This window comes from Chitinophaga pinensis (assembly GCF_007896845.1).
Classification (GTDB): domain Bacteria; phylum Bacteroidota; class Bacteroidia; order Chitinophagales; family Chitinophagaceae; genus Chitinophaga; species Chitinophaga pinensis_C.
Genome location: NZ_VOHS01000006.1, coordinates 170882 through 195170, shown reverse-complemented (window position 1 = coordinate 195170; position 24289 = coordinate 170882). Strand labels below are relative to the sequence as shown.

Below are 24289 nucleotides of genomic sequence, written 5' to 3'. Positions count from 1 at the left end.
TTAAAAAATGCTCAAAAAAATCCTCAAAATTGTAGGAATTTTCTTGCTGGTACTGGTTATTGCAGCTATTGCCATACCATACTTTTTCAAGGGCAAGATCATGTCTATCGTCAAAACAGAGCTGAACAAACAACTCGTAGCCGATGTTGACTTTAAAGACGTGGATATCAGTCTGATAAGACACTTTCCACGGCTCGCGGTAGCCCTTGAAGACCTGAGCGTGGTAAACAGAGCCCCCTTCGCCGGTGATACCCTGTTTGCTGTTAAGAAAATTGATCTGGCACTCAATCTCATGAGCGTGATCAAAGGTGATAAAATGGATATCTATAATGTGGATATCGTAGCGCCGCGCATACATGCTATTATCAATAAACAAGGTCTGGTGAACTGGGATATTACCAAACCTGACACCACCCAGACGCCCTCTGCAGACACTTCCTCTGCCAAATTTGCCCTCAATCTCCAGCAATACAGCATCGAAGATGCCACTATCCGCTATGATGATGAACAAGGCGATATGGGTATGCTCATTGAAGGCCTGGACCATCAGGGTAAAGGCGACTTCACACAGGATCTGTTCACCCTGCAGACAACCACCCAGGCTGAAGGTGTTACCTTCCGCTATGGGCTTATCCCCTACCTCCTGCGCACCAAAACAACAATGGATGCAGACATTCAGGTAGATAATAAAACCAGCACCTATACCTTCCAGAAAGGTAAAGCCACACTGAACAATCTCGAACTGGCCTTTCAGGGTTTCTTTAAACTCGTAAACGACAGCACTTATGGCATGGATCTCACCATGAAAGCGCCTTCCACACAGTTTAAAGACATCCTCTCTCTCGTACCGGCTATCTTTATGCAGGACTTTGATAAAATCAAGACCTCCGGTACCGCTGCTTTCGATGGTTACGTAAAAGGTACCTACAGCGCTACCGAAATGCCTGCCTTCGGATTAAATCTGGCCGTGAAGGATGGTTTCTTCCAATATCCTGACCTCCCTAAACCTGTTAAAAATATTCAGGTAAAAATGAGCGTCAACAATCCGGATGGCGTACCTGATCACACCATTGTGGATATTCCTTCTGCGCATGTGGAAATGGATAACACGCCGCTGGATATGCGCCTCCTTGTAAAAACACCGATCTCTGATATGTATGTAGACGGTGCTGCAAAAGGTAAACTTGACTTGTCAAAAGTTTCTCAGTTCGTAAAACTGGATGCAGGTACCGCACTGAGTGGTATCGTAGATGCGGATGTTACTGCAAAAGGTAACATGAGCGCTATCGAAAAACAGGCATACGATAAATTCTACGCTGCCGGCAGTATCCTGATCAGCGATCTGCTGTACCGCAGCAAAGACTATCCGGATGGCGTTAAAGTAAACACCCTGTCCATGCAGTTCAATCCGAAGAACGTGACAGTGTCTAAGTTCGATGGACAATACATGGGTACCAACTTCCAGGCTAACGGTGAAGTGAATAATATGCTGGCGTATATGCTGAAGAATCAGCCGCTGGACGGTAAACTGGCTGTAAAAGCAGATCAGGTGGACCTGGATAAGTGGATGGGTACAACTGAAACCACAGCTGCCGCCACACCCGCAGATACAGCCAGCGCTCCTTTTGCTGTTCCGGCTAACCTGAACCTCGCTTTACAGGCACAGGTAGATAAAGTACACTACGATAAACTTGACATGTCTAACCTCTCCGGTAACCTGTTACTTAAAGACGAAACCGTCTCTATGCAACAGATCAAGGCAAATGCCTTACAGGGTAACATGGAAGTAAATGGTAGCTACAGCACTAAAAACAGTAAGACTAATCCGGACATCAATATGTCTTACAGTGTACAAAACGTAGACGTACAACAGACTTTCAATGCTTTCAATACCGTTCAGGCGCTCATGCCGGTGGCTAAATTCCTGAATGGTAAAATCAACTCCAACCTCGAACTGACCGGTAAACTGGGTCAGGATATGATGCCGTTGCTCAGTAGCCTGACAGGAGATGGTAACCTGCTGGTACTGGAAGGTGCCTTACAGAAATTTGGCCCGATAGACCAGCTGGCAAGCACCCTGAATGTATCTCAACTGAAAAACTTCTCCCTGAGAGATATCAAAACCTATTTCGCTTTTGAAAACGGCCGCGTAAAGGTAAATCCGTTCAAAGTGAACGTCAGCAACATCAGTATGCTGGTAGGTGGTTCTCACGGTTTTGACCAGTCACTGGACTATACCCTGCAAATGACCCTGCCCCGCAGCGTGATCGGCAAACAGGGAGATGCGCTGGTGACAAGTCTGGCTTCACAGGCGACCGCTAAAGGTATCCCTGTTAATATCAGCGACAGCATTCACCTGAATGTGTTGCTCGGTGGTAACATCATGAAACCGACCTACAAAACCGACCTGCAGGAAACAACCTCCGGTACCCTCAATAACCTGAAAGATCAGGCAACCACCCTCGTAAAAAATAAGGTAGATACAGTGAAAACTGCCCTCAAAGATTCACTGAATGCTGCTAAAAATAACGCCGTTGCAGGTCTGAAAGACCAGATCACCAAACAGATCACAGGTCAGAAAGATACTACCGGAAATAAGGCACAACCTTTGCAAAATGCCGGTAAACAAGCGGAACAAGCGGTAAAAAGTACTATCGGAAATATCTTTAAAAAGAAGAGTAACTAAGCTATAATATTTGCGAAACCGGTCCTCCCTATCACTTAGGGCCGGTTTCCATTTTTTTTAGTGTATTTACTTATTTCACTAGTTTGGACAACTATTTGTCTGACTTTTTCACCACCTTCGCAGAACTGCGATATTATATCTCCATCCGGAATACGGATGCGTTAACTTGAGAAATACCCACATGTAACTATGGACTACGAGCGTTACATATCAGATGGAAATCTGGAGAAAGTGCTCCTTGGATTCGCAAGTCCTGAAGAGGAAGCCGAGTATCGGATGCACCTGAATTTCTTCCCGGAAGTTCAGATCGAACAGGACGAAATCGAGTGCCGCATAGAACGCATGGCGTTCAAAGATGCAGCTCCTCCACCTGCACACCTGAAAACAGCGATCATGCAACAGGTCGCGCAGGAAGCTGCTGCCCCGGTTATGACCGGCACATGGTATAATAGAAAAGAGATCCATTATGAAAATGTGCAGCCACCTCCCAATAAAATGAGGGTACACATAGGCTGGAAAATATTACTGATCACTCTTCTGGTAATGGTTGCTTCATCTATAGCTGCCGCAATTATTTTCTTCTATATGACCATCGGCAAATAACCAGACTTCTTACTTTCTTTACATAAAAAAAGGCGCCCGCTAACCGCGGGCGCCTTTTTTAGTTGCAATGTTTTCCGTTTATAATTCGTGTTGCATCGCTTTGTAGTTTTCCTGCATTTGTTTCAGTTTATCCTTACCATATGCCAGACGGGTAATTACCACATACAGCACCGGTACGATAAAGATCGCAAGGAAGGTCGCGGTGAACATACCACCCAATACGGTCCATCCCATTGTTTTACGGGATTCAGCACCCGCACCACTGGATAATACCAGCGGCATGATACCTAACAGGAACGCAAGGGATGTCATGATGATAGGACGCAGACGCAGCTTGGCCGCTTCCACAGTAGCTGTGACCAGTTCCATACCTTTATCCACACGCTCTTTCGCAAATTCCACAATCAGGATCGCGTTCTTTGCCGACAAACCAATCAGTGTGATCAGACCGATCTGCGCGTATACGTTGTTCGTAATGGCAGGCAGGAAAGTCAATGTCAGGATCGCACCAAAAGCTCCGATAGGTACTGCCAGCAGTACGGAGAATGGTACAGACCAGCTTTCATAAAGGGCTGCAAGGAAGAGGAATACGAAGATGATAGACAGCGCAAAGATGTAAACCGTCTTGGATCCGGATAATAACTCCTCACGGCTCAGACCGGAGAACTCATATCCATAACCTTCCGGTAATACCTGTGCTGCTACTTCCTGCAATGCCTTGATCGCGTCACCACTACTATAGCCCGGAGCAGGGCTACCGTTTATTTCCGCAGAACGGAACAGGTTATAGTGAGAGATAACCGGCGCACTTTCCGTCACCTTATATGAAGTCAGCGCACTCAATGGTACCATCGTACCGGCAGAGTTACGCACAAAATATTGCGCCAGATCCTTGATATCTCCACGGTAAGTGGAATCCGCCTGTGTTACTACACGGAAGTTACGGCCGTACACCGTAAAGTCATTCACATAAGCACTACCCAGATAGGTCTGCAATGCGGTAGCAATAGAGGATATCTGTACGCCCATCTTCTTCGCCTTTTCACGGTCTATCTCCAGTTGATAACCGGGAGTACGTGCGGTGAAGAAGGAGAACGCTCTTGCTATTTCAGGACGCTGGTTGATCGCCATTGTGAATTTCTGCAGTACGCCTTCAAATTCCTTGATGTCGCCACCACCACTCTTCTGCTGAAGAATGAAGGAGAAACCTGCTGTAGAACCCAGACCGGGGATTGCCGGAGGCGGAATTACCACCACATTGGCTTCCTTAAATCTGGATAGTTTCGCCTGCAGTTGTCCTACCAGCGCGAATATCTGCTGAGATTTGTCTTTACGTTGATCCCATGGTTTCAGCTGACAGAAGATCGTACCACTGTTCGATTTGGTCGCAAAACTTACTACGTTCAGACCACCCAATGCTGCATAGTGACCGATCGCTTTTACGCTATCCAGTGTATGCATCATTTCTGTCATTACAGCAATCGTTCTCTCTGTGGAAGATGATTCCGGCAGGTCAAAAGTGATATATATACGACCATCATCCTCTGTCGGGATAAAGCCTGTCGGCTTACCTCTGAAGAGGAACAGGGTACCGACCATAATACAAAGCAGCAGTATGATCACATAACGTGACCAACGGATACTCTTCTTCACACCCAGTGAATAACGACTGGTCACATGTCCAAACCACGTATTGAACTTAAAGAAGAACTTATTCAGACCTTTTGAATCCTTATCAAGGTGCATTGGTCGCAGGATCAGCGTACATAATGCCGGCGTCAGGGACAATGCCACAAACGCGGAGATCAGTACGGAGATTGCGATCGTGATCGCAAACTGCTGATACAGACGTCCCACGATACCCGGTATAAATCCTACTGGTACGAATACCGCCGCAAGAATCAGCGCAATCGCCATTACCGGTCCGGAGATCTCTTTCATCGCTGCATAAGTCGCTTCCTTCGGCGTCATCTGTTCATGGTCCATATTATGCTGGACCGCCTCCACCACCACAATGGCGTCATCCACCACGATACCGATCGCCAGTACGAAACCGAACAGGGTCAGGGTATTGATGGTAAATCCAAGCGGTATGAAGAAGATGAACGTCGCAATAATGGATACAGGAATAGCGAGTACCGGGATAACGGTCGCCCTCCAGCTTTGCAGGAAGAGGAATACCACGATCACCACGAGTACGAGTGCTTCCAACAGGGTTTCCACCACCTCGTGGATAGATACCTCGATCACGGATACAGACTCAAATGGTACTACGTAAGCAACATCTTTCGGGAAGGTCTTGCTCAGCTGTTCCATTGTTTCATATACCGCTTCTGCTGTTTCGATCGCGTTACTACCCGGCGCCTGATAAACCAGCAGGTAGGAAGCTCTCTTACCATCTACATAAGAGTTGTTGCTGTAACTGAATTTACCCAGCTGTATGCGGGCAACATCTTTCAGGTATACAATTGCTCCATCATCCGGACGGGTTTTGATAATGATATTACCAAATTCCTCAGCTGTTACGAGACGGCCTTTTACGAAGATGGTATACTCATATGTCTGTCCGGTCTTCTGAGGAGGTGCACCCACGGTACCTGCGGAAATCTGCGCATTCTGTTCAGTAATAGCAGCTCTTACCTCTTCTGCTGTTACACCCATCTGGGCCAGCTTGTCAGGTTTCAGCCATACACGCATACTGAAATCATCCGCACGGGTGAAGATATCACCCACACCTTTCGCACGCAGCAATGCATCCTTGATATATACGTTGGTATAGTTATCCAGGAAGGTTACATCATGGGTACCATTCGGAGAATATAAAGCCACCAGCATGAGGATACTGGGGTTACGCTTTCTTACAGTCAGACCTAAACGTTGTACTTCCTGAGGCAGGGTTGGCTGCGCAATACCCACACGGTTCTGTACGTCCAGAGCGGCGATATTAATGTCAGTACCCACTTCAAAGTTCACGGTCAAACTCATTGCACCACTGTTGGTACTGTTACTGGTCATATAAGTCATACCAGGTGTACCATTTACCTGCACTTCCACAGGAGTAGCTGTTGTCTGCTCCACCGTCTGTGCATCCGCACCGATATAAGTACCGGTCACCTGTACAGTGGGGGGCGAAATTTCCGGGTACTGGCCAATGGGCAGGTTAGTCATCGCCAGCAAACCTACCAGCACCAGTACAACAGAAATAACTATTGCGGTAACCGGTCTGCGTATAAAAGTATTTGCAATCATGTTTCTTCTTCTATTGATTCAAACTCAAACTGTTATCTATTTCTTAGCTGCGGCATCCGGCGCTTTCTTTACAGTAGTGGTATCAATCTTACCACCATCACGTAAACGCTGTATACCTTCTGCAATCACCAGCTCGCCTTCTTTCACACCGTCCATTACGACGATACTTTCTCTCAGACGAGGGCCCAGATGTATTTTACGCTGTTCTGCAACAGTATCTTTCGCAACAAATACGAAGAATTCACCCATCTGTTCAACCACTGATTTGTAAGGAATGATAACGCGGTCGCCTGACTGATCGTTCAGTACATTCATCACACCGCTCATACCTTCTTTCAGTTCATTCTTCGGGTTGTTGAATTCAATACGCACCTTGATAGTAGCTGTCAGGTTATCCACACCACGATCTACTACTGTCAGACGGCCGGGCTCAGAATAAGCCTGTCCGTTAGGTAATTGCAGACGGAAAGTAGAATCACCCGGAGTCACCGTTTTACCCTGCATACCAGAGAAACGTGGAATATCATTTTCATTCACCACGAAATCAACAGCGATCGGATTCTCTGAAGAAATTGTATTCAGTAAGGTTGTTCCTGCACCGATCTGTGCACCCAGTTTTACCTGAGAGATACCGATACGGCCGGTGAAAGGAGCTTTGATCACAGCGTAGTCGAGGTCTGTGCGGGCAGCCAGTAAAGAGGCTTCCGCAGCAGCCAGCTGGCTACGGCTTACGTCCAGTGCAGCGTCTGCATTGTCCAGTGTCTGACGGGCAATTGCATCCTGCTCTGCCAGTTTATGATAACGGTCTGCGTCTTTCTGTGCTTTCGTAAGATTTGCCTTTGCCTGCGCGATACTGGCTTCTGCCTGACGGTAAGCGGCTTCATACTTACGACGGTCTATTTCATAGAGCGGTTTTCCTTTCTGTACCACTTCACCTTCTTTGAAGAAAATGCCGGTAATATATCCTGATACCTGTGCACGCAGTTCAACCTGGTTCAAGGCTACTACTGTAGCTGGATATTTATCGTAGTAAATAGCAGTACCAGTAACTGCAGGTACTACGCTTACCGGTGTAGGAGGCAATACCATGGCTGCTTTCTGAGCCGGGCCTTTACAGGAAGCCAGGTAAAATAAGCCTGTAGCGCCAATGAGGAGAATGTGTTGCTTTGTTTTCATCTGAAAATATTTGTCCTTTCAATGGTCAGGCTGTACGGACCCGACCAGTTTCCTTATTAGTAGTTGTTAGTTGATATTGTACCCAATGAACGTTGCAGATCCACTTTGCTGGACAGCACAGTATACATTGCGTTATAGTAGTTCAGTTGTGCCGAACGCAGATCTGTCTGTGCCGTGATCACCTCCAGATAGGTTTTTACACCTTCCCGGTACTGCATCTCGATCAGAGTATATACTTCCTGTGCCAGGTCCACATTCTCCTTCATCACATAAAACTGATTCAGGTTACCTTTATAGGTTGCCATTGCCTGAGTATATTCAGTATTGATCTGGTTGCGCAGGTTTTCTATATCCAGATCATTACGTTTGATCTGCAATTCCGCCTGACGGATGTTATAGATACGTTTAGAACCCTGAAAAATAGGCAGGGACACTTTCAGTCCTACCTGAGAACTCGGTACGTTGTTGTTATACAACTTGGAGAATTCCGGATTCAGGTAGTTGAAGTTATAGTTCGCAAATGCAGAAACAGTCGGAATAAAGCTCCATTTGTTATACTTCAGCTGTGCATCTAACAACGTTTTTTGTGTTTCCAGCAACTGCATTTCCACCCTGTTATTATAGGTCACCGTAACGGTTGTATCCAGCTGTATGTTCTGGACCATTTGTACAGTGTCATATACGAGTGGTAGAGGACCGTTCACTGGATAGCCCATCAGCTGACGAAGCTGTGCTTCACTGGCTTTCAGTTGCTCGGCGGCAGTCTTTCGCTGTGCACGGGTGTTATTCAGGGAGATAGTCGCCCTTTTATAGTCTGTCTTATCCACAATACCACCCTGATATTGGTTATAAGCATCTTTCAGACTACGTTCCAGACGTACCACATCTTCATCCAGTACATCAATCTGACGTTCAGTCAGCAACATACCGTAGTAAGCTTTGGTCACATTTGCCACTACATCAATACGGTAGCTTTCTGTGTTCTGTTTTGCTTGTTTGCGTACATCGCGGGCAGTTCTGCCTGCCAGCAGCAGATCACGGGTAAACAGATTCTGGTTCCATTGGAACAAAGCTGCGGAGTTGTTTTCTACGCCCAACTGTACATAGTTCCCATTAAAATAGGATGTGGGAATCTTCAGATAATGGTTGAGGCTGTAATCTACACCAATCTGCGGGTACCAATCCGCAAGCTTACCCTTAATGGTGTATTCAGTGATATCCTCATCCAGTTTTGCCTGTTTTACAACCGGCTGGTGGGTGAGTGCATACTGAATACAAGCCTGGAGGGTGGCTTGAGGAAGCAGTGAATCGGAGACCTGTTGCGCATAAGACGGTGCGTTATACAGCACGGCGCTTAGTACGGCGGTCAGATAAAATACTCTTTTCATAAAAGGTTTTGACAATCAGAATCTTCTTTACACCAATCGGAGGACAACGACGATTTTGTCCACTATATATTTGTTATTCAATTAGATGCTAATGTGATCTTCAGCAAAAATCAGACGGGCACAGTTTAGCATTATGCACAAACTGCAAACAGGTAGGTTCAGGTCGTTAACGGTTTAAACAAATCTTGGGATATTGTCACCTAAAAAGGTGGCAAATCAGCTCCCATAGGGAGCTGTAGCTAACCTCGTTCCCGCAATTGCAGGGCAAAGATAATGACTCGCAATCAGAAACATGTTACCACTGATGTAAATTTAAACTATTGTTTAACTTACTTCGCGGCACGTCCACTGTGAATATGTTTTTCTGCATGGTAGGAGGATCTTACCAGTGGTCCTGATTCTACATAGTCAAGACCCATGTTATATCCTATTTCACGCAATTCTGCGAACTCATCGGGATGTACAAAACGGACAACCGGTAAATGTTTTGGGGTAGGTTGAAGGTATTGTCCGAGTGTCACCACGTCACATCCATTATCGTACAGGTCTTGCATGGCCTGTACCACTTCTTCTTTCGTTTCGCCGAGACCCAGCATGATACCACTCTTGGTACGCATGCCTCCATCTTTCAGGCGGCGGATTACTTCCAGGCTGCGATGATATTTTGCCTGGATACGTACTTGTTTTGTCAGACGCTCCACTGTTTCCAGGTTGTGGGATACCACTTCAGGCGCTACATCAATGATGCGCTGCAGGTTTTCCCACTGACCTCTGAAGTCAGGGATCAATGTCTCCATAGTAGTGTCAGCATTCAGTGATCTGACAGCTTTAATGGTATTTGCCCAGATGATAGAACCACCATCTTTCAGTTCATCTCTGTCTACCGAGGTGATCACCGCGTGTTTCACCTTCATCAGGTAAATGGCTTCCGCCACACGCTGAGGCTCATCCCAGTCCACAGCTTCCGGTCTGCCGGTAGCTACCGCACAGAACCCACAGCTACGGGTACAGATATTTCCCAGTATCATAAAAGTAGCGGTGCCGGCTCCCCAGCATTCTCCCATATTCGGGCAGTTACCGCTCTCACAGATTGTGTGTAATTTATGCGTATCAACCAGGTTACGAACCTGTTTGTAACTTTCCCCTATTGGCAACTTAACTCTCAGCCAGTCAGGCTTTTTCGTCCTTGGTGCAGCAGGTGCTGTACTACATGGCGTTGCGGTCGTGATCGGTGTTTCTTCCATCTCTGATCCTTTCTTTAGAACACAAATTTAATACTTCTCAACTATTTCTTGTCCCAACGCTTTCCAAACTGTAACGCGATGTATGCATTAAAGAAAAACTTCTTAGGGTCCTGATCGATCATAATGTCCACATCCTTAGTATAATACTCAGCATTTACACCGACTTCCAGTGCACTGACAACCTCGTTAAAACGAGCCCAATCAAAGCGCAAACCTGTTTTGGCATGTATACCCGGTACGATACTTACCTCACTCCAGCCCTTTCCAAAACCAGCACCGCCAATAATTGACGATCTGTCCAGAAATGCCTGATCATATAATGGATCCTGACCATATTTTACCTGTACGCCTCTTGAAGTGTTCGGGTCTACTACATTCAGGTAATAAGGTTTCTTCAGACCAACGGAAAGACCACCGTAATAAATGGCATTTACCAATACCCCGTTTTTATTGCCTTTACCACCGATCAGTCGCTGCTGACCAACACCCAGTTTAGCCTGATAGAAATTGTTTTGCTTACCATATATATAAGGCTTCTCGGAGTATATAAAGCCAAATTGATCGATATCTTTTAAAGCACCCGGTTTTTTATCTTCCTTCGGATTTTTCTTCTCAGCAAACTCGAACTGGAAATAGGTTACTTTAATTCTGCTCTTTCTCCAACCCAGTTCAAAAAAACCGGCCCAGCCGTCCGTATTGATACGGCCACCCATGGAAAATTCTCTTTGATACAGGTTCTCACCTTCTTCCAGCTGTTTAAACAATGAAATACGCTTCAGCTTCCGTTCCTCCCGCTGTTCCTTTTTGGAAGGTGCATCAGTGGTTGAAGTCTGGGCATACACACCACCCGCCATGGCCAGTAAAAGCAAGGATAAGTATAGTCTTTTCACCTGTATAGATTTGTTTAGTTAACGGAGTATAGCCGCCGGGCTATACTATATAAACGTAAGGGGCATCATATTGGTATGCCTGCTGTTACAAACCTACACGTTTTTTCTGTCATGTGTAAATTTGTTTTTCTGCGAAAACCCACGCCCATGTATATATAACGCCCCGGATGAAAAATGGTTACAAGATTTGTTTATCAGGCAATTCCACTCCTGACCAGCCTTGCTCCCACCGCACAGTGCAGACATCTTTTTTCCTCACAATATGTTTGTTTCAACTGCAACAATGCCTGTGTCTCTCCTGCCGATCCGGCACTCACATGCAGCGCCTTCCATTCACGGATCAGGTGATTATCTTCCGGTGGCAATTGTCTTAGCATCGCTACCGCCTTTTCCTGATAATCGCCATCCTTTTTCTCTCTTCCGTAGACATATAATAATGGTAAGACTGTATTGATCAACATATTATGCACAGCCCTCTTACCGGGCATCCTTGTCTGTGCCACCGGCTTTCCAAACCGATAATGTGTCTGCCAATATCCGGAAAGAGGTACTTCCAGCAATTTTATCAGGGTAGCGGCATCTTTTGCCTCCAGCATGACAGAAAAGAGGTGCGCATGCCTGTGCAGCAATGCCGCCATTGCCGCAATTTTCATGGTGGGAAAAGAAGCAGGCCGCATCCGTAGCCACTTCCAGCGTTGGCCATCCATTGGAATAAGCTTATATTTACGTCGCAGATAAGTATATTCCTGTCGCAGACGCCTCATATATTCATCTGATATTCCGCGCGTCTCAACACCCTTTATAACACCTTGATCTGCAACACTTCCGGCGATCAAGTCCACCTCATCTCCACCTATACTCCTGCGCATCTCCCCTGACACCTCCGCTTCGTCCCGGTTTAACTTCCATTCATCGTCAGCGACATCACCACGTTTATCTTCCAGCATGCCGGCCTGTCCGAATAATAATGCCTCCAATTGCAGCTGATCATGCTGATGACGCAACAGCAATTTGTAAGGCAATGACCTCGCCAATGCCAGAAATGTTTCCCCATTTACCGGCATACCTATTCCTCTGGCCAAAGCACGGTAACAAACTTCTTCCCAGTCATACTGTGTTTGCAACAACCAGACCTTCAATACGTCTGCCCGCTGTTCCAGCCGTTCTATCAGCAAACGGTCTTTCCATCCGGTCCATACCAGTGAGGGCACCTCTGCAACAGATCCTGCACAGGGTACAAAGGCCTGCGATTGCCGCAACCATTCATACCGCTGCAGCAATAACTTTGGAATACAGTATCGTAATTCAAGAATAGGAATGCCGTGGGTGTTGTCACCTGCTACGTCGTGCTCAAAAACGATATGGAGCACAACATTCCGGTATTGCAGGTTGTGCTGATGCCCGTGCCGGAACCAGTCTGACGTTCTCAGATGCAGTTCTACATTTCCCACCCATAAAGTATTGCCAATACGGATACGTGCAGCAGTAAAATCAGGCCCTGCATGACGGTTCAGTTGCCCGGGATGATCTATCTGAACTGGATCTCCTTCAAGGGTGCTCAGCCCCGATTGTGTAAATAAACGGAATTGCCAGATATGCTGGAAGAGCTCTTCCGACATGATCGGATCAACAGGTACAATGGTCATAATTGGTTGGTTAACAGAATAATTAAAAGTCCGATAAGATATATCAAATTAGCAAAAAAACAGGTGGGTCAAAAAAATTAAAAATACAGCCATTTGGAAATTTGATCAAAGTACCCTTAACTTTGCACCCAGTTCTTACACATGACTTATCCAGAAAGGCGGAGGGACTTGGCCCTGCGATGCCTTAGCAACCAACCTGCAGAAATGTAGGGAAAGGTGCTAATTCCGGCCCCGGTTATACGATAACCGAGGGAAGATAAGTTGGCAGAGATTGAAATTCACTGTAATAAAATACTTGAAAGCTCTTCCAACATCGGAAGGGCTTTTTTTATGCCCGTTCTGGTAGTTATATGACCGAATGAATGTCTGATTGTGCGTGTGCCAACCAGGGTTTAATAACAGTATAATTACTTTGAAGATTGAAAATAGCTACTCAATTATTGCATAGCATCCCGGTGGATGAGTTGACTGGCGCCATCTCCGTCCCCATCTACCAGACCTCCACCTTCGTGCAGGAGTCTCCCGGGATCAATAAGGGTTTTGAGTTCTCCCGTGCCAACAATCCCACCCGTAAAGTGCTGGAAAATCTGATCTGCAGTCTGGAAGAAGGACATGCAGGTTTTGCTTTCGCCAGCGGTATGGCGGCCATTGATGCTGTTATGAAACTCCTGAAAAGCGGTGACGAAATCATGGCGGTAGAAGATACCTATGGCGGTATCTTCCAGATGTTCCAGCACATGTTCGAACGCTTCGGCATCAAAGCCAATTTTGTCGATACCAGCAACACAGACAAAGTACTGGCGGCTATCACCCCCAATACTAAAATGATCTGGCTGGAGTCGCCTACCAATCCGACATTACGCATCTCCGATATCAAGTCCATCAGCAAAATTGCCAAACAGCATAACATACTGCTGGTAGTGGATAACACACTCTGTACTCCCCTGCTGCAGCAACCAATGCCGCTGGGCGCAGATATCATTATTCACAGTGCCACCAAATATCTTGCAGGACACACTGACGTCATCGCCGGACTCGTAGTGGTCAACTCCAAACTACTGGCCGATCAGCTGCGCTTTAACCAGAATATTTCAGGTAGTATCCTCAGTCCTTTCGAAGCATGGCTCACCATCAGAGGCATCGAAACACTGAGTCTCCGGCTGGATAAACAATGCAGCAATGCAATGGCCATCGCTACATGGTTGTCTGCACATCCCGCTGTGGATAAAGTGTTCTATCCGGGACTCAGCACTCATAAGAATCATCATATTGCACGCAAACAGCAAAAACAATATGGCGCATTAGTCAGCTTCTCCCTGAAAAATGACAATATCAAAAATGCGATCCGTGTAGTGAATGCAACCAAACTTTTCAAACTCGCAGAAAGCTTCGGTGGTGTAAAAAGTATGCTGGATCATCCGGCTACCATGACGCATCGGAACATACCGGAAGAATTCCGCAGGAGAACAGGTTTACCAGATTCCTGTATCCGTCTGTCAGTCGGTATCGAAGACGCAGAAGATCTGATCAATGATCTTAAACAGGCACTCGACAAACTGAATCTGCCTGCCGGAAAACAAATGACAGTGCTGCAATAAAAAGTTCCTCCAAAAAGCAATCATTACTTTTAAAAGGAGCAGCAACAGCACACAAGGGACAATTATTTACAACAACTTTTTTTCAACATAAGGCAGCACATTTTTATCAACCAGCTGCATTAAAATGGAAGTAAGCACTAAGTATAGAACATGGAAAACAAAATCATCAATTTAGGCATTTTCGGATTTGGTTGTGTGGGACAAGGGTTATACGAGGTACTAAACAGAACGAAAGGTATCAATGCCCGTATCAAAAAGATATGTATTAAAGATCCTAACAAGCCTCGTCCTATCGACGCAAGTTATTTTACTACAGACAAAAATGAAATTCTCAATGATCCAACCATTGATGTCGTAGTAGAACTGATCAATGAAACAGATGCAGCATTCGAAATAGTAAGCACTGCACTGCGTAATGGTAAAGCAGTCGTTAGCGCCAGCAAACGCATGATCGCAGAAAACCTGCCTGCACTGTATCAGCTGCAGGTAGAAAACAAAGTACCTTTCCTGTATGAAGCATCCAGCTGCGCAAGTATTCCTATCATCCGTAACCTGGAAGAATACTATGATAACGACCTGCTGAATGCAGTAGAAGGTATCTGTAACGGTTCTACCAACTACATTCTCACCAAGATATTCGAAGAGAACCTGAGCTTTGAAACTGCCTTGAAACAAGCACAGGAATTAGGCTTCGCAGAAACCGATCCTACGCTGGATATCGAAGGTTATGATCCGAAATTCAAGATCGTGATCCTGTTGTTACATGCCTTCGGTACTTTCGTAAAACCGGAAGAAGTGTTCAACTTCGGTATCCATCACCTGAACGATTTCGATATACAATTTGCCAGACAACGTAACTGTACTATTAAACTGATCGGTAACTGCCGCAGACAAAATGGTCATGTGAACGCATATGTATTACCACACCTGATCCGTGAACACAACCTGCTGTACGATGTATACAATGAATACAACGGCGTACTGCTGGAAAGTGCATTCACCGACAAACAGTTCTTCGTAGGGAAAGGCGCAGGTGGTACCGCAACCGGTAGTGCTGTACTCTCCGATATCTCCGCACTGTTGTACAACTATCGCTACGAATACAAAAAGATCAAACAGTCCAATCAGCCGGCCTTCACCAATGATGTACAGCTGAAGATCTACCTCCGTTACAGCAATGCTTCTCAGGTACATCTGACAGACTTCTACAACATCTCTGAAAAATATGAATCAGCTACTTACAGCTATGTGGTAGGTGTGATCAATCTGCAGAAATTAAAAGAAGCAGACTGGTTAAAAAATAAAGATGTGAATCTGTTGGTTCTGGGTGAAGACCATGCACGTTAGTCATCAGTTAATCAGCCATATATTAGCAGAAGGCGTCCGCCATTGGCGAGGCGCCTTTTTATATAAAAAAACACCTGATCCTTAAGGGACCAGGTGCTCATGTATGAAGCGGGTTAGCATCGGGATAAATGGATCATTGAATAGGACATAGGACTATAATAACTTTTGCAGGGTATTAAACAGCCCCGCTCCAAGCAACTCTTTGGCAATGATTTTACCGGATGGATCGATCAGCACATTAAACGGCAGATGTGGTATTGCATATAACTCTGAGATTTTAGCTCCACCGGATTGAAATTGTGCCACATGTGTCCATGCGCCTGTTCCGTCCTGTTCAATTGCTTTTAACCATTTCGCTTTGTCAGCTTCTTTATCCACCGATATACTCAATATTGTAAAATTGGCATTCTTATATTTATCATACGCCGCTTTCAGGTTAGGGCTCTCTGCTCTGCAAGGACCACACCACGATGCCCAAAACTCCAGCAATAAATATTTACCCCGGTAATCGGACAATGACACCGGCTTCCCATTCAGATCCCGACAGGTAAAAGCAGGTGCAGGTCGTCCACTCTCCATTGACAATAAATTATCGATATAGGTCCCGACTGCACGGCTTCTTTCTCCGGCTTTATATTTACTACTATAACTTTTATATAGTGAATCAGCCTGCAGAGGACTTATTTGCTTATTTTCAAGCAGCTCCCGCACATAAAACTGGCTAAAATAAGAATCCGGATTTTTACGGATATACTCTTTCCTGAATTGGTCATACTTTCTTTCCAGTCGTTCCCTGTCAGCATGCTGGGTGGCGCCGTCTGTATATTTAATTTTGTGAAGACTGTCGTCCGCATCACTATACTTCTGTCTTTCCGCTTCCACAATAGTAAAATCGTTATTTAGCTTCGATCCCGGAAAAGTAGCAGCAGATAGAGGTCCATCACTATTGATAAAAGTATCTCCGGGCTCGAGAAAGATTGTTCTTCTTTCCAGAGAACTTCCATCAAAGGCTGGCGAAAAACCAACAAAAGCCCTTTTATAGTCATCTATTTTGCCCTTAAATACAAAGCCTCCATTATTAACTGTTGTTGAATCTAATGTCCATTTTTCACCTCCAGTTAAAATAACCAGATACACTTTTGTATGCGGTCTTGCATTCTTAAACTTGCCGATCAGGCGAAAATCCTTTGTCTGGGCATGAATAACTACAGGTATAAATAGGCTAAGGGCCAGCAAACTTCTCTTAAAAACAATGTTCATGGTGTTAAATGGTATTTGGGTATACCTATATAAAGACTGTTCCCGTTCAAATCTTAGCGTTTCAATCGCATATATTTGTAATAAATACCGCCATCATGAAAAACACCGCCCCGGATATCAATACTTACATAGCCGATTTCCCCGAAAATGTACAGGCGCTCCTTCAGCAGGTACGTGCTACTATTCATAAAGCAGCGCCTGAAGCGACAGAAGACATCAAATATGCCATACCAACATTTGTATTAAACGGCAATCTGGTGCATTTTGCCGCATTCAAAAGCCACATCGGCTTCTATCCTACCCCAACTGGTATAGAAGAATTTGAGAAAGAGTTATCAGTATATAAACAGGGAAAGGGTTCTGTACAGTTTCCATTAGACCAGCCAATGCCGCTGGACCTGATCACGCGGATCGTAAAATACCGGGTTAAACAAAACGCTGAAAAGAAGAAAAAGTAAGATGGCTGGCGCCACCTTACCCGATAATTATTTTTTGCCTATTGCTTCGAGCGCCTCTACGACGTTGCTTACAGGCAATCCCATTACATTATAAAAACAGCCATCAATACGATCAATGCCCACTGCGCCGATCCATTCCTGAATCGCATAAGCGCCTGCTTTGTCGTAAGGCTTATAAGCATCTACATAATAGGTGATCTGCTCGGTGGTCAGGGGTTTGAAATGTACTTCCGTCTCTTTGGAGAAAGCGGATTCTTCGCCCTGCTGTTTGATCACCACACCTGTGATCACGCGATGTATACGTCCGCTCAGAGCAGACAGGATGCGGATGGCATCTTCCCTGTCTTTGGGTTTACCAATGATCGTATCATCCAGTACAACCACTGTATCAGCAGTGATAACGATGTCATCATCAGCACAAAGTGCAGCTACTGCAGCAGATTTCTGCCGGGCAATATGCACCGGTACTTCAGGAATCGCCATATCAGCGGGAAAAGTCTCTGCGGTATCCACCACTTTCACTTCAAAAGGAATACCCGCCTGTTCCAGCAATTGTTTTCTACGGGGAGACTGGGACGCAAGGATCACACGTTTTCCGGTATACATCAGAGCAATATTTTAAAGAAGATCATGGAAAGAATACCAGACAGCATCAGCCATTTCACAAGAGAACTTACTTTATGATAATGTTCAGGCAGATGTGCCTTTTTCAGTAAGACATAAATATAGAAAACAGGCGCCTGTACCAGTAATGCCAGATAGATAATAGCAGGCCACCAGCCGATAAAAGCAATACGGATCTGGACCAGCAGGATCAGTATCAGCAATGCCAGCATCAGGGCATAACAGATCTGTTTGGCCGGATTTACCCCCCAGACAATCGGAATAGTACGGCAACCGTCTTTGCTATCCCCCAGCATATCCTCAAGGTCTTTTACTATTTCCCGGATCAGGGAGATAATGAAAGCGAACAGGGCATATACACCAATCACCTGTATCAGCTTTCTGCCAATGGGCGACATAATGGCTTCGAAGCTTTCATAAATCTGCTTCTCATAAAAACCGACTACCACCACTGCCAGTGCTGTCAGCAAAGAGATCAGTACATTTCCTATCAGCACCTGACGTTTGAAGGAAGTAGAGTAAAACCATAGTATCAGGGAGCAGATCACCTGCGTAAACCCGAGGTAGATCACTCCGATACGCCAGGCCACAATAAAGCCGATAGAAACGCCGGCCATATTAAATATGGTGTGCCAGGCCATCGCCCAGCGACGGTTAATGATCTTATCAAGAACCATCTTTTCCGGCTTGTTGATGATATCTATATTGATGTCAAAGTAGTCATTAATAATGTTTCCCGCAGCTGCTATCAATACCGTTGACAGGGATAACAGGCAGAAGGAAAGCCAGGACAGCGAAGGCGTTTCTCCGTTATAGGTCAGTACCGGTGCTACCACACAATACTGTAACAGGAATTGGGTCAGCGCTATATAAATAAGATTCGGATATCGGACCAGCCTGAGGAAGGCAATCAGCAATTTCATAATTCAATAATTGCGGTAAAAATATTTCCTGTTATATATAATATGATCGCAGCTCTTATCTGCTGGCAATCTCCTCATCCATCATCCAGTGATCATTCAGTTTTAATACTTTTTCGATCACTTCCCGCACACAGCCGAAACCGCCATTGACCGGCGATACATAGCGGCATATACTCTTGATTTCCGGTGCAGCATCCGCAGGACATACCGGCAGTCCCACCAGTTGCATGGCTCTGTAGTCAGGAATATCGTCGCCCATGAACAGGATTTCGTCCCACTTCAGGTCATTTTCAAATGCGTAGTCCTGTAGTTTCTCCTGTTTATCCAGTATACCGGTATAAATATCTTTTATGCCCAGTCCCTGCAAACGGCTCACCACACTTTCCGATTTTCCACCAGAGATGATCACCACCCTGTATCCTTTTTTAACGGCCAGTTGTAATGCGTAGCCGTCTTTGATATTCATTCTGCGGGATTGGTCTCCGTTGGGTAATAACTGCACGGTACCATCTGTCAGTACACCATCAACATCAAAAACAAAAGTGGAAATAGGTTTAAAAAGAGCTAAAATATTCATTATCAAAGAAATTAGGAATTAAGAATTAGGAATCAGGCATTAAGATGGCAGCGATGTACAGCGGCTCAATTCTTAATTCCCGATTCCTAATTCCTAATTGCCAAAAGTAATACAGATTTTTGAAGTCTGCCGCTCAGACATGTCGTCAGCTATTATGAAAGTCGTAAATACTATCCGACATTACCTGATAGATCAGTTTAAGGTATTCCTCATTCTCAATCAGCCCACGGTGTCTCGACATGGTAATTTCATCATTCCGCATAGCAGGACCCGTCTGTACGGATTCCGGCGGGAATTTCTCAAGGCGGTCGAAGGTCTCCTTAATAATAGGTTGCAGTAAGGAGAAATCGAGTCCGGCCCCTTCACAATAACGTTTTGCTCTGGCTATCAGGTGATTGGTAAAGTTGTTACACAATACGGCCGCCAGGTGTAACTGGAGGCGTTGCTGAGAATTGACCTCTCTGATATCGGGGCTTACGCTCTGGGCTACTGAGCGCAATCTGCGCATCACTTCCTCATTAGCGCCTTCCAGCAGCAAAGGGATAGCCGGGTAATTACGTACCTCTTTGCGGAGTGACTGCAAAGGATACATTACTCCCGTATTAATAGAGATCTTTTTGATTGCATCCAGCGGAACTGCACCTGCCGTGTGTACGACAAAGCGTTTACCCAGTCTTAATTCGTCATTCAATTCGGGAATAGCCGAATCACTAACGGCCATCAGGTACACATCAGCTTCCATATTAATGTCCAGCAGGTCGTTGGTACCGGTAGAGTGTAAAGACTCCGCCAGTTCCACAGCATGTTCCTTACTGCGACTGATCACCTGTAAAATCTGGTGACCGTGCAGTTTCAATAAATGACCAAAGCAATGCGCCACATTTCCTGCGCCAATAATAACTATATCCATTCGGTGTAAGGTTAAATATATATTATGGTGTACCGGTTCTTTTAAAAGCAATGCAGAGGTATCGCACTCATATCTTTATATGGCTGGGCAACTTCCCTTGTTAGCTACGCTGTTATCCAGCAATTTAAGTATTAAACTGTTAATGACTCATTTTTAATGAATTTATCAAAAATATTACATTTATCTTCAATACATTAAAACAGTCTTATTTTTTATTCTCAAGCTACTTTTATATACTTGCAAAATTCGTATTTGTATTTTTTATACGAAATTTTACGTATCTAGTAGCTCATAAAGACGGCATTCATGGCAAAAAATCTAGTAATAGTTGAGTCTCCGGCGAAAGCCAAGACGATAGAAAAGATACTGGGCAAAGACTTCGAGGTAAAGTCCTGCTTTGGTCACATCCGTGATCTGGAGAAGGATGATATGGGTATCGACATCGCCAACAACTTCAAACCTAAGTACACTATACCTGACGATAAAGAGAAGATTGTTAAGGAATTAAAGAAACTCGCGAAGGACACTGATGAAGTGTGGTTAGCAACGGATGAGGACCGTGAGGGTGAAGCCATTTCATGGCATTTGTGTGAGGTCCTCGGACTGGATCCGGACGTAACCAAGCGTATCGTCTTCCATGAAATCACCAAGCCTGCCATCGAAAAAGCCGTACAACAACCCCGTCTATTAGATATGAATCTGGTCAATGCCCAGCAGGCCAGACGTATTCTTGACAGAATAGTAGGTTTTGAATTATCTCCGGTGCTCTGGCGTAAAATGAGCATGCGTAATTCATTATCTGCCGGCCGTGTACAATCTGTTGCGGTAAGACTGATCGTGGAGCGTGAACGTGAAATCAATACATTCAATGCCGTTAGCAGTTTTAAAGTAGAAGCTTTCTTTACTGCTAAAGATCTTCAGGGCAAAAATATTACTTTTAAGGCTGAAGGACCTACCCGTTTCAAGACGGCGGAAGATGCCGAAAAGTTCCTGCAGCAGTGCGTTGGTGCTGCTTATTCAGTGAAAGACATTCAGGTAAAACCAGGTAAAAAATCACCTGCCGCACCTTTTACAACGTCTACACTTCAGCAGGAAGCCAGCCGTAAACTGGGCTACAGCGTATCCAAAACAATGCTGCTCGCTCAGAAACTCTATGAAAGTGGTAAGATCACTTATATGCGTACTGACTCCGTAAACCTGTCAGATACAGCTCTCGGGGATATCCAGAACGCAATCACTACCAACTACGGCCAGCGTTACCACCAGCACCGTAAGTTTAAGAACAAAAATGAATCAGCACAGGAAGCGCACGAAGCCATCCGTCCTACATATATGGAAAATGCGACTGTCGATGACAGTGATACCAAAAAGCTTTATGAACTGATCTGGAAGCGTACTATTGCCAGTCAGATGAGTGATGCTGAACTGGAAAAGACCATCGCAAAGATCGATATCTCCACCAACCACGAAGAGCTTACTGCCAGTGGTGAAGTGTTGAAGTTTGACGGATTCCTGAAAGTATACATGGAAGGTAAAGATGATGAAGATGTAAGTGATGAAGAAGAATCTGATGGCTCTTTACCCGCCCTCGCTGTAAAACAGGCGCTGGATCTGAAAGAGATGAAGGCGACAGAACGTTATAGCCGTCCTGCTCCGCGTTATACGGAAGCAAGTCTGGTAAAGAAACTGGAAGAATTGGGTATCGGTCGTCCATCTACTTACGCACCTACTATTACCACCGTACAAAAACGCGGGTACGTAGAGAAACGCGACAAGGAGGGTATCAAAAGAAACTTCCGCATCCTGAGTCTCAAGGCTGACAAGATCACGAAAGTAACAGAGAGTGAAAATACCGGTGCAGAGAAATCTAAGCTGTTCCCGACTGACCTTGGTATGATCGTGACAGACTTCCTGAACCAGTATTTCAGCTCCGTAATGGACTACGGCTTTACCGCCAAGATCGAAGGTGAATTTGACGAAGTGGCACATGGTAAAAAGATCTGGAATAAAATGCTGAACGACTTCTATACGCCTTTCCATAAAGATGTAGAAAACACACTGGAAAAAGCGGAAAGAGTAAAAGGCGAACGCCAGCTCGGTGTTGATCAGGAAACCGGTAAACCAATCGTGGCACGTATGGGACGCTATGGCCCTATGATCCAGATCGGTAAAGCGGAGGACGAGGAAAAACCGAAGTTCGCAAAAATGAAGTCCACTCAAAGTATAGAAACCATTACTTTAGAGGAAGCAATGGAACTGTTCAGACTTCCCCGTAATCTGGGACAGTTTGAAGATCAGGACGTACTGGTGAACATCGGACGCTTCGGTCCATACGCAGCACATAATAAGCAGTTCTATTCCCTGAAAAAGGAAATGGACCCGTACACAGTGGAACTGGATGAAATAGCACCGCTGATCGTGGAAAAGAGAACTGCTAAAGACGAGCGTACCATCAAAGTATTCGAAAAAGAAAAGATTCAGATACTCAAAGGCCCTTACGGACCATATATCAAACAGGGGCTTAGAAACTATAAGATCCCTAAAGAAAAGATAGATGCCGCCGCTGACATAACGCTGGAAGAAGCCAAAGCTATCATAGAAGATGTGAAGGCCAATCCTCCAAAGAAAAAAGCGCCTCCGAGGAAGAAAAAGGCGGAATAAATGGACACCTGTAGATTCATTTTATGCACGAGACCAAAGAAATAAATGCTTTGTTCCACCTGCTGGACGATCCCGATCAGGAGGTGTATGATACTGTTGCCAACAAGATCTTATTGTTTGGAAAAGAGATCATCCCTAATCTGGAAAATCTGTGGGAAAATACAGTGGATGAGTCTATCCAGGAAAGGATAGAACAGCTGATCCACCGGGTGCATTACAGCGATTTACAAGTAGCCCTTCAGCAATGGAGTAAAGCAGAAACGCCTGACCTGTTGCAGGGAGCTATTCTCGTAGCCCGCTATCAATTCCCTGATATGCAACCCGGACAGGTGGTCGCTGAAATAGAAAGGATCAAAAGGAATATCTGGCTGGAACTCAATAACTATCTCACGCCATTAGAACAGATCAATGTCCTCAACAGCATGATCTACAACTACTTCGGACTGAAAGGTGAAGAAGTGGCCTATGTGCGCAAGAACCAGTTTTTCATCAATCAGGTCATTGAATCCCGTAAGGGTAACCCTCTGACTAACGGTATCGTATATCAGAGTCTGTGCGCTATGCTGGACCTGCCTGTATACGCGGTGAATATTCCCCGCCAGTTTATCCTGGGTTATTTCGATACCTTTTATGACTTTACCGAAGTACCCAGACCGGACGATACCCGTATTTTGTTCTTTATAGACCCTATTCAGGGACAGATCTACTCCCATCAGGACGTAGAAGGCTATCTGAAAAGGATGTCTATACCGGCTACGCCTTACTATTTTCAACCGCAGTCTAATAAACGCGTTATACAATTCCTGCTGGAAGAACTGATCAAGTGCTTTCAGGATGATAAGGACGGGTTTAGAAGAGATGAACTTAAAACACTGATCAAACTGCTGGATGACAAGCAACAGGAGGAATAAGCCGAAACAATCCAACGCATTTACAACATTACGCTTACTTATAAACTACAAGAGGGCTCGCTAAAAACGAGCCCTCTTGTAGTTTAACCCGGATACTTTGACATCTTCCTGTTACTACAGGCAGGATGGATATCTTAC

18 protein-coding genes and 1 riboswitch are annotated in these 24289 nt (G+C 45.2%); of the genes, 7 read left to right on the top strand and 11 right to left on the bottom strand.

What is annotated here, in order from left to right:
* Positions 1 to 7: 7 nt before the first annotated feature.
* Both FEF09_RS08585 and FEF09_RS08580 read left to right on the top strand, forming a co-directional pair.
* Complete coding sequence (locus tag FEF09_RS08585; RefSeq protein WP_146304722.1) at positions 8 to 2686, top strand: AsmA-like C-terminal region-containing protein; 2679 nt, start codon at positions 8 to 10, stop codon at positions 2684 to 2686.
* A 189-nt stretch (positions 2687 to 2875) separates the two neighbouring features.
* Positions 2876 to 3289 carry a hypothetical protein gene (locus FEF09_RS08580; protein WP_146304721.1) on the top strand — a complete coding sequence of 138 codons (414 nt, stop codon included), beginning with the start codon at positions 2876 to 2878 and terminating at the stop codon, positions 3287 to 3289.
* Between the two features lie 78 nt (positions 3290 to 3367).
* Here FEF09_RS08580 and FEF09_RS08575 read toward each other — a convergent pair whose 3' ends face one another.
* The 6 genes from FEF09_RS08575 to FEF09_RS08550 form a co-directional block, all read right to left on the bottom strand.
* Entirely contained in the window at positions 3368 to 6538 is a 3171-nt protein-coding gene (locus FEF09_RS08575; protein ID WP_146304720.1) for an efflux RND transporter permease subunit, read from the bottom strand.
* Between the two features lie 36 nt (positions 6539 to 6574).
* Positions 6575 to 7714, bottom strand: coding sequence for an efflux RND transporter periplasmic adaptor subunit (locus FEF09_RS08570; RefSeq protein ID WP_146304719.1), 1140 nt, complete (start codon positions 7712 to 7714; stop codon positions 6575 to 6577).
* Positions 7715 to 7770: 56 nt separating this feature from the next.
* On the bottom strand, positions 7771 to 9102 hold the full coding sequence (locus tag FEF09_RS08565) for a TolC family protein (protein ID WP_146304718.1): 1332 nt from the start codon (positions 9100 to 9102) through the stop codon (positions 7771 to 7773).
* Between the two features lie 329 nt (positions 9103 to 9431).
* Positions 9432 to 10346 (bottom strand): lipoyl synthase, encoded by a 915-nt coding sequence (lipA, locus tag FEF09_RS08560; protein WP_012789638.1) that lies wholly within the window; start codon positions 10344 to 10346, stop codon positions 9432 to 9434.
* 41 nt (positions 10347 to 10387) lie between these two features.
* Positions 10388 to 11236, bottom strand: coding sequence for a hypothetical protein (locus tag FEF09_RS08555; protein ID WP_146304717.1), 849 nt, complete (start codon positions 11234 to 11236; stop codon positions 10388 to 10390).
* Positions 11237 to 11430: 194 nt separating this feature from the next.
* Positions 11431 to 12882, bottom strand: coding sequence for a DUF2851 family protein (locus FEF09_RS08550; protein ID WP_146304716.1), 1452 nt, complete (start codon positions 12880 to 12882; stop codon positions 11431 to 11433).
* A 143-nt stretch (positions 12883 to 13025) separates the two neighbouring features.
* A riboswitch (SAM riboswitch) is annotated at positions 13026 to 13145 on the top strand.
* Between the two features lie 156 nt (positions 13146 to 13301).
* Between FEF09_RS08550 and FEF09_RS08545 the strand changes: the two genes are divergently transcribed.
* Both FEF09_RS08545 and FEF09_RS08540 read left to right on the top strand, forming a co-directional pair.
* On the top strand, positions 13302 to 14480 hold the full coding sequence (locus FEF09_RS08545; protein WP_146304715.1) for a trans-sulfuration enzyme family protein: 1179 nt from the start codon (positions 13302 to 13304) through the stop codon (positions 14478 to 14480).
* A gap of 150 nt (positions 14481 to 14630) precedes the next feature.
* A complete protein-coding gene (locus FEF09_RS08540; protein ID WP_089808803.1) occupies positions 14631 to 15827 on the top strand; it encodes a homoserine dehydrogenase in 1197 nt (398 codons plus the stop codon).
* Between the two features lie 153 nt (positions 15828 to 15980).
* On the opposite strand, the gene FEF09_RS08535 is transcribed toward FEF09_RS08540, so the two are convergent.
* Positions 15981 to 17087, bottom strand: coding sequence for a TlpA disulfide reductase family protein (locus FEF09_RS08535; protein WP_146304714.1), 1107 nt, complete (start codon positions 17085 to 17087; stop codon positions 15981 to 15983).
* A 95-nt stretch (positions 17088 to 17182) separates the two neighbouring features.
* Between FEF09_RS08535 and FEF09_RS08530 the strand changes: the two genes are divergently transcribed.
* A complete protein-coding gene (locus tag FEF09_RS08530; protein WP_146304713.1) occupies positions 17183 to 17545 on the top strand; it encodes an iron chaperone in 363 nt (120 codons plus the stop codon).
* A 27-nt stretch (positions 17546 to 17572) separates the two neighbouring features.
* Here the strand turns inward: FEF09_RS08530 and FEF09_RS08525 are convergent, their stop codons facing one another.
* The 4 genes from FEF09_RS08525 to FEF09_RS08510 form a co-directional block, all read right to left on the bottom strand.
* Positions 17573 to 18151, bottom strand: coding sequence for a Maf family protein (locus FEF09_RS08525; RefSeq protein WP_146304712.1), 579 nt, complete (start codon positions 18149 to 18151; stop codon positions 17573 to 17575).
* Positions 18151 to 19092, bottom strand: coding sequence for a geranylgeranylglycerol-phosphate geranylgeranyltransferase (locus FEF09_RS08520; protein ID WP_146304711.1), 942 nt, complete (start codon positions 19090 to 19092; stop codon positions 18151 to 18153). The genes FEF09_RS08525 and FEF09_RS08520 overlap by 1 nt, the downstream gene beginning before the upstream one ends.
* A gap of 55 nt (positions 19093 to 19147) precedes the next feature.
* Complete coding sequence (locus tag FEF09_RS08515; RefSeq protein ID WP_146304710.1) at positions 19148 to 19669, bottom strand: KdsC family phosphatase; 522 nt, start codon at positions 19667 to 19669, stop codon at positions 19148 to 19150.
* A gap of 145 nt (positions 19670 to 19814) precedes the next feature.
* A complete protein-coding gene (locus FEF09_RS08510; RefSeq protein WP_409994848.1) occupies positions 19815 to 20630 on the bottom strand; it encodes a Rossmann-like and DUF2520 domain-containing protein in 816 nt (271 codons plus the stop codon).
* Between the two features lie 255 nt (positions 20631 to 20885).
* On the opposite strand from FEF09_RS08510, the gene topA reads away from it, so the two are divergent.
* The gene (gene topA / locus FEF09_RS08505; RefSeq protein ID WP_146304708.1) at positions 20886 to 23240 is read left to right on the top strand and encodes a type I DNA topoisomerase; all 2355 of its coding nucleotides are present in this window, start codon (positions 20886 to 20888) and stop codon (positions 23238 to 23240) included.
* A 23-nt stretch (positions 23241 to 23263) separates the two neighbouring features.
* Entirely contained in the window at positions 23264 to 24151 is an 888-nt protein-coding gene (locus FEF09_RS08500) for a transglutaminase-like domain-containing protein (protein WP_146304707.1), read from the top strand.
* Positions 24152 to 24289: the final 138 nt, after the last annotated feature.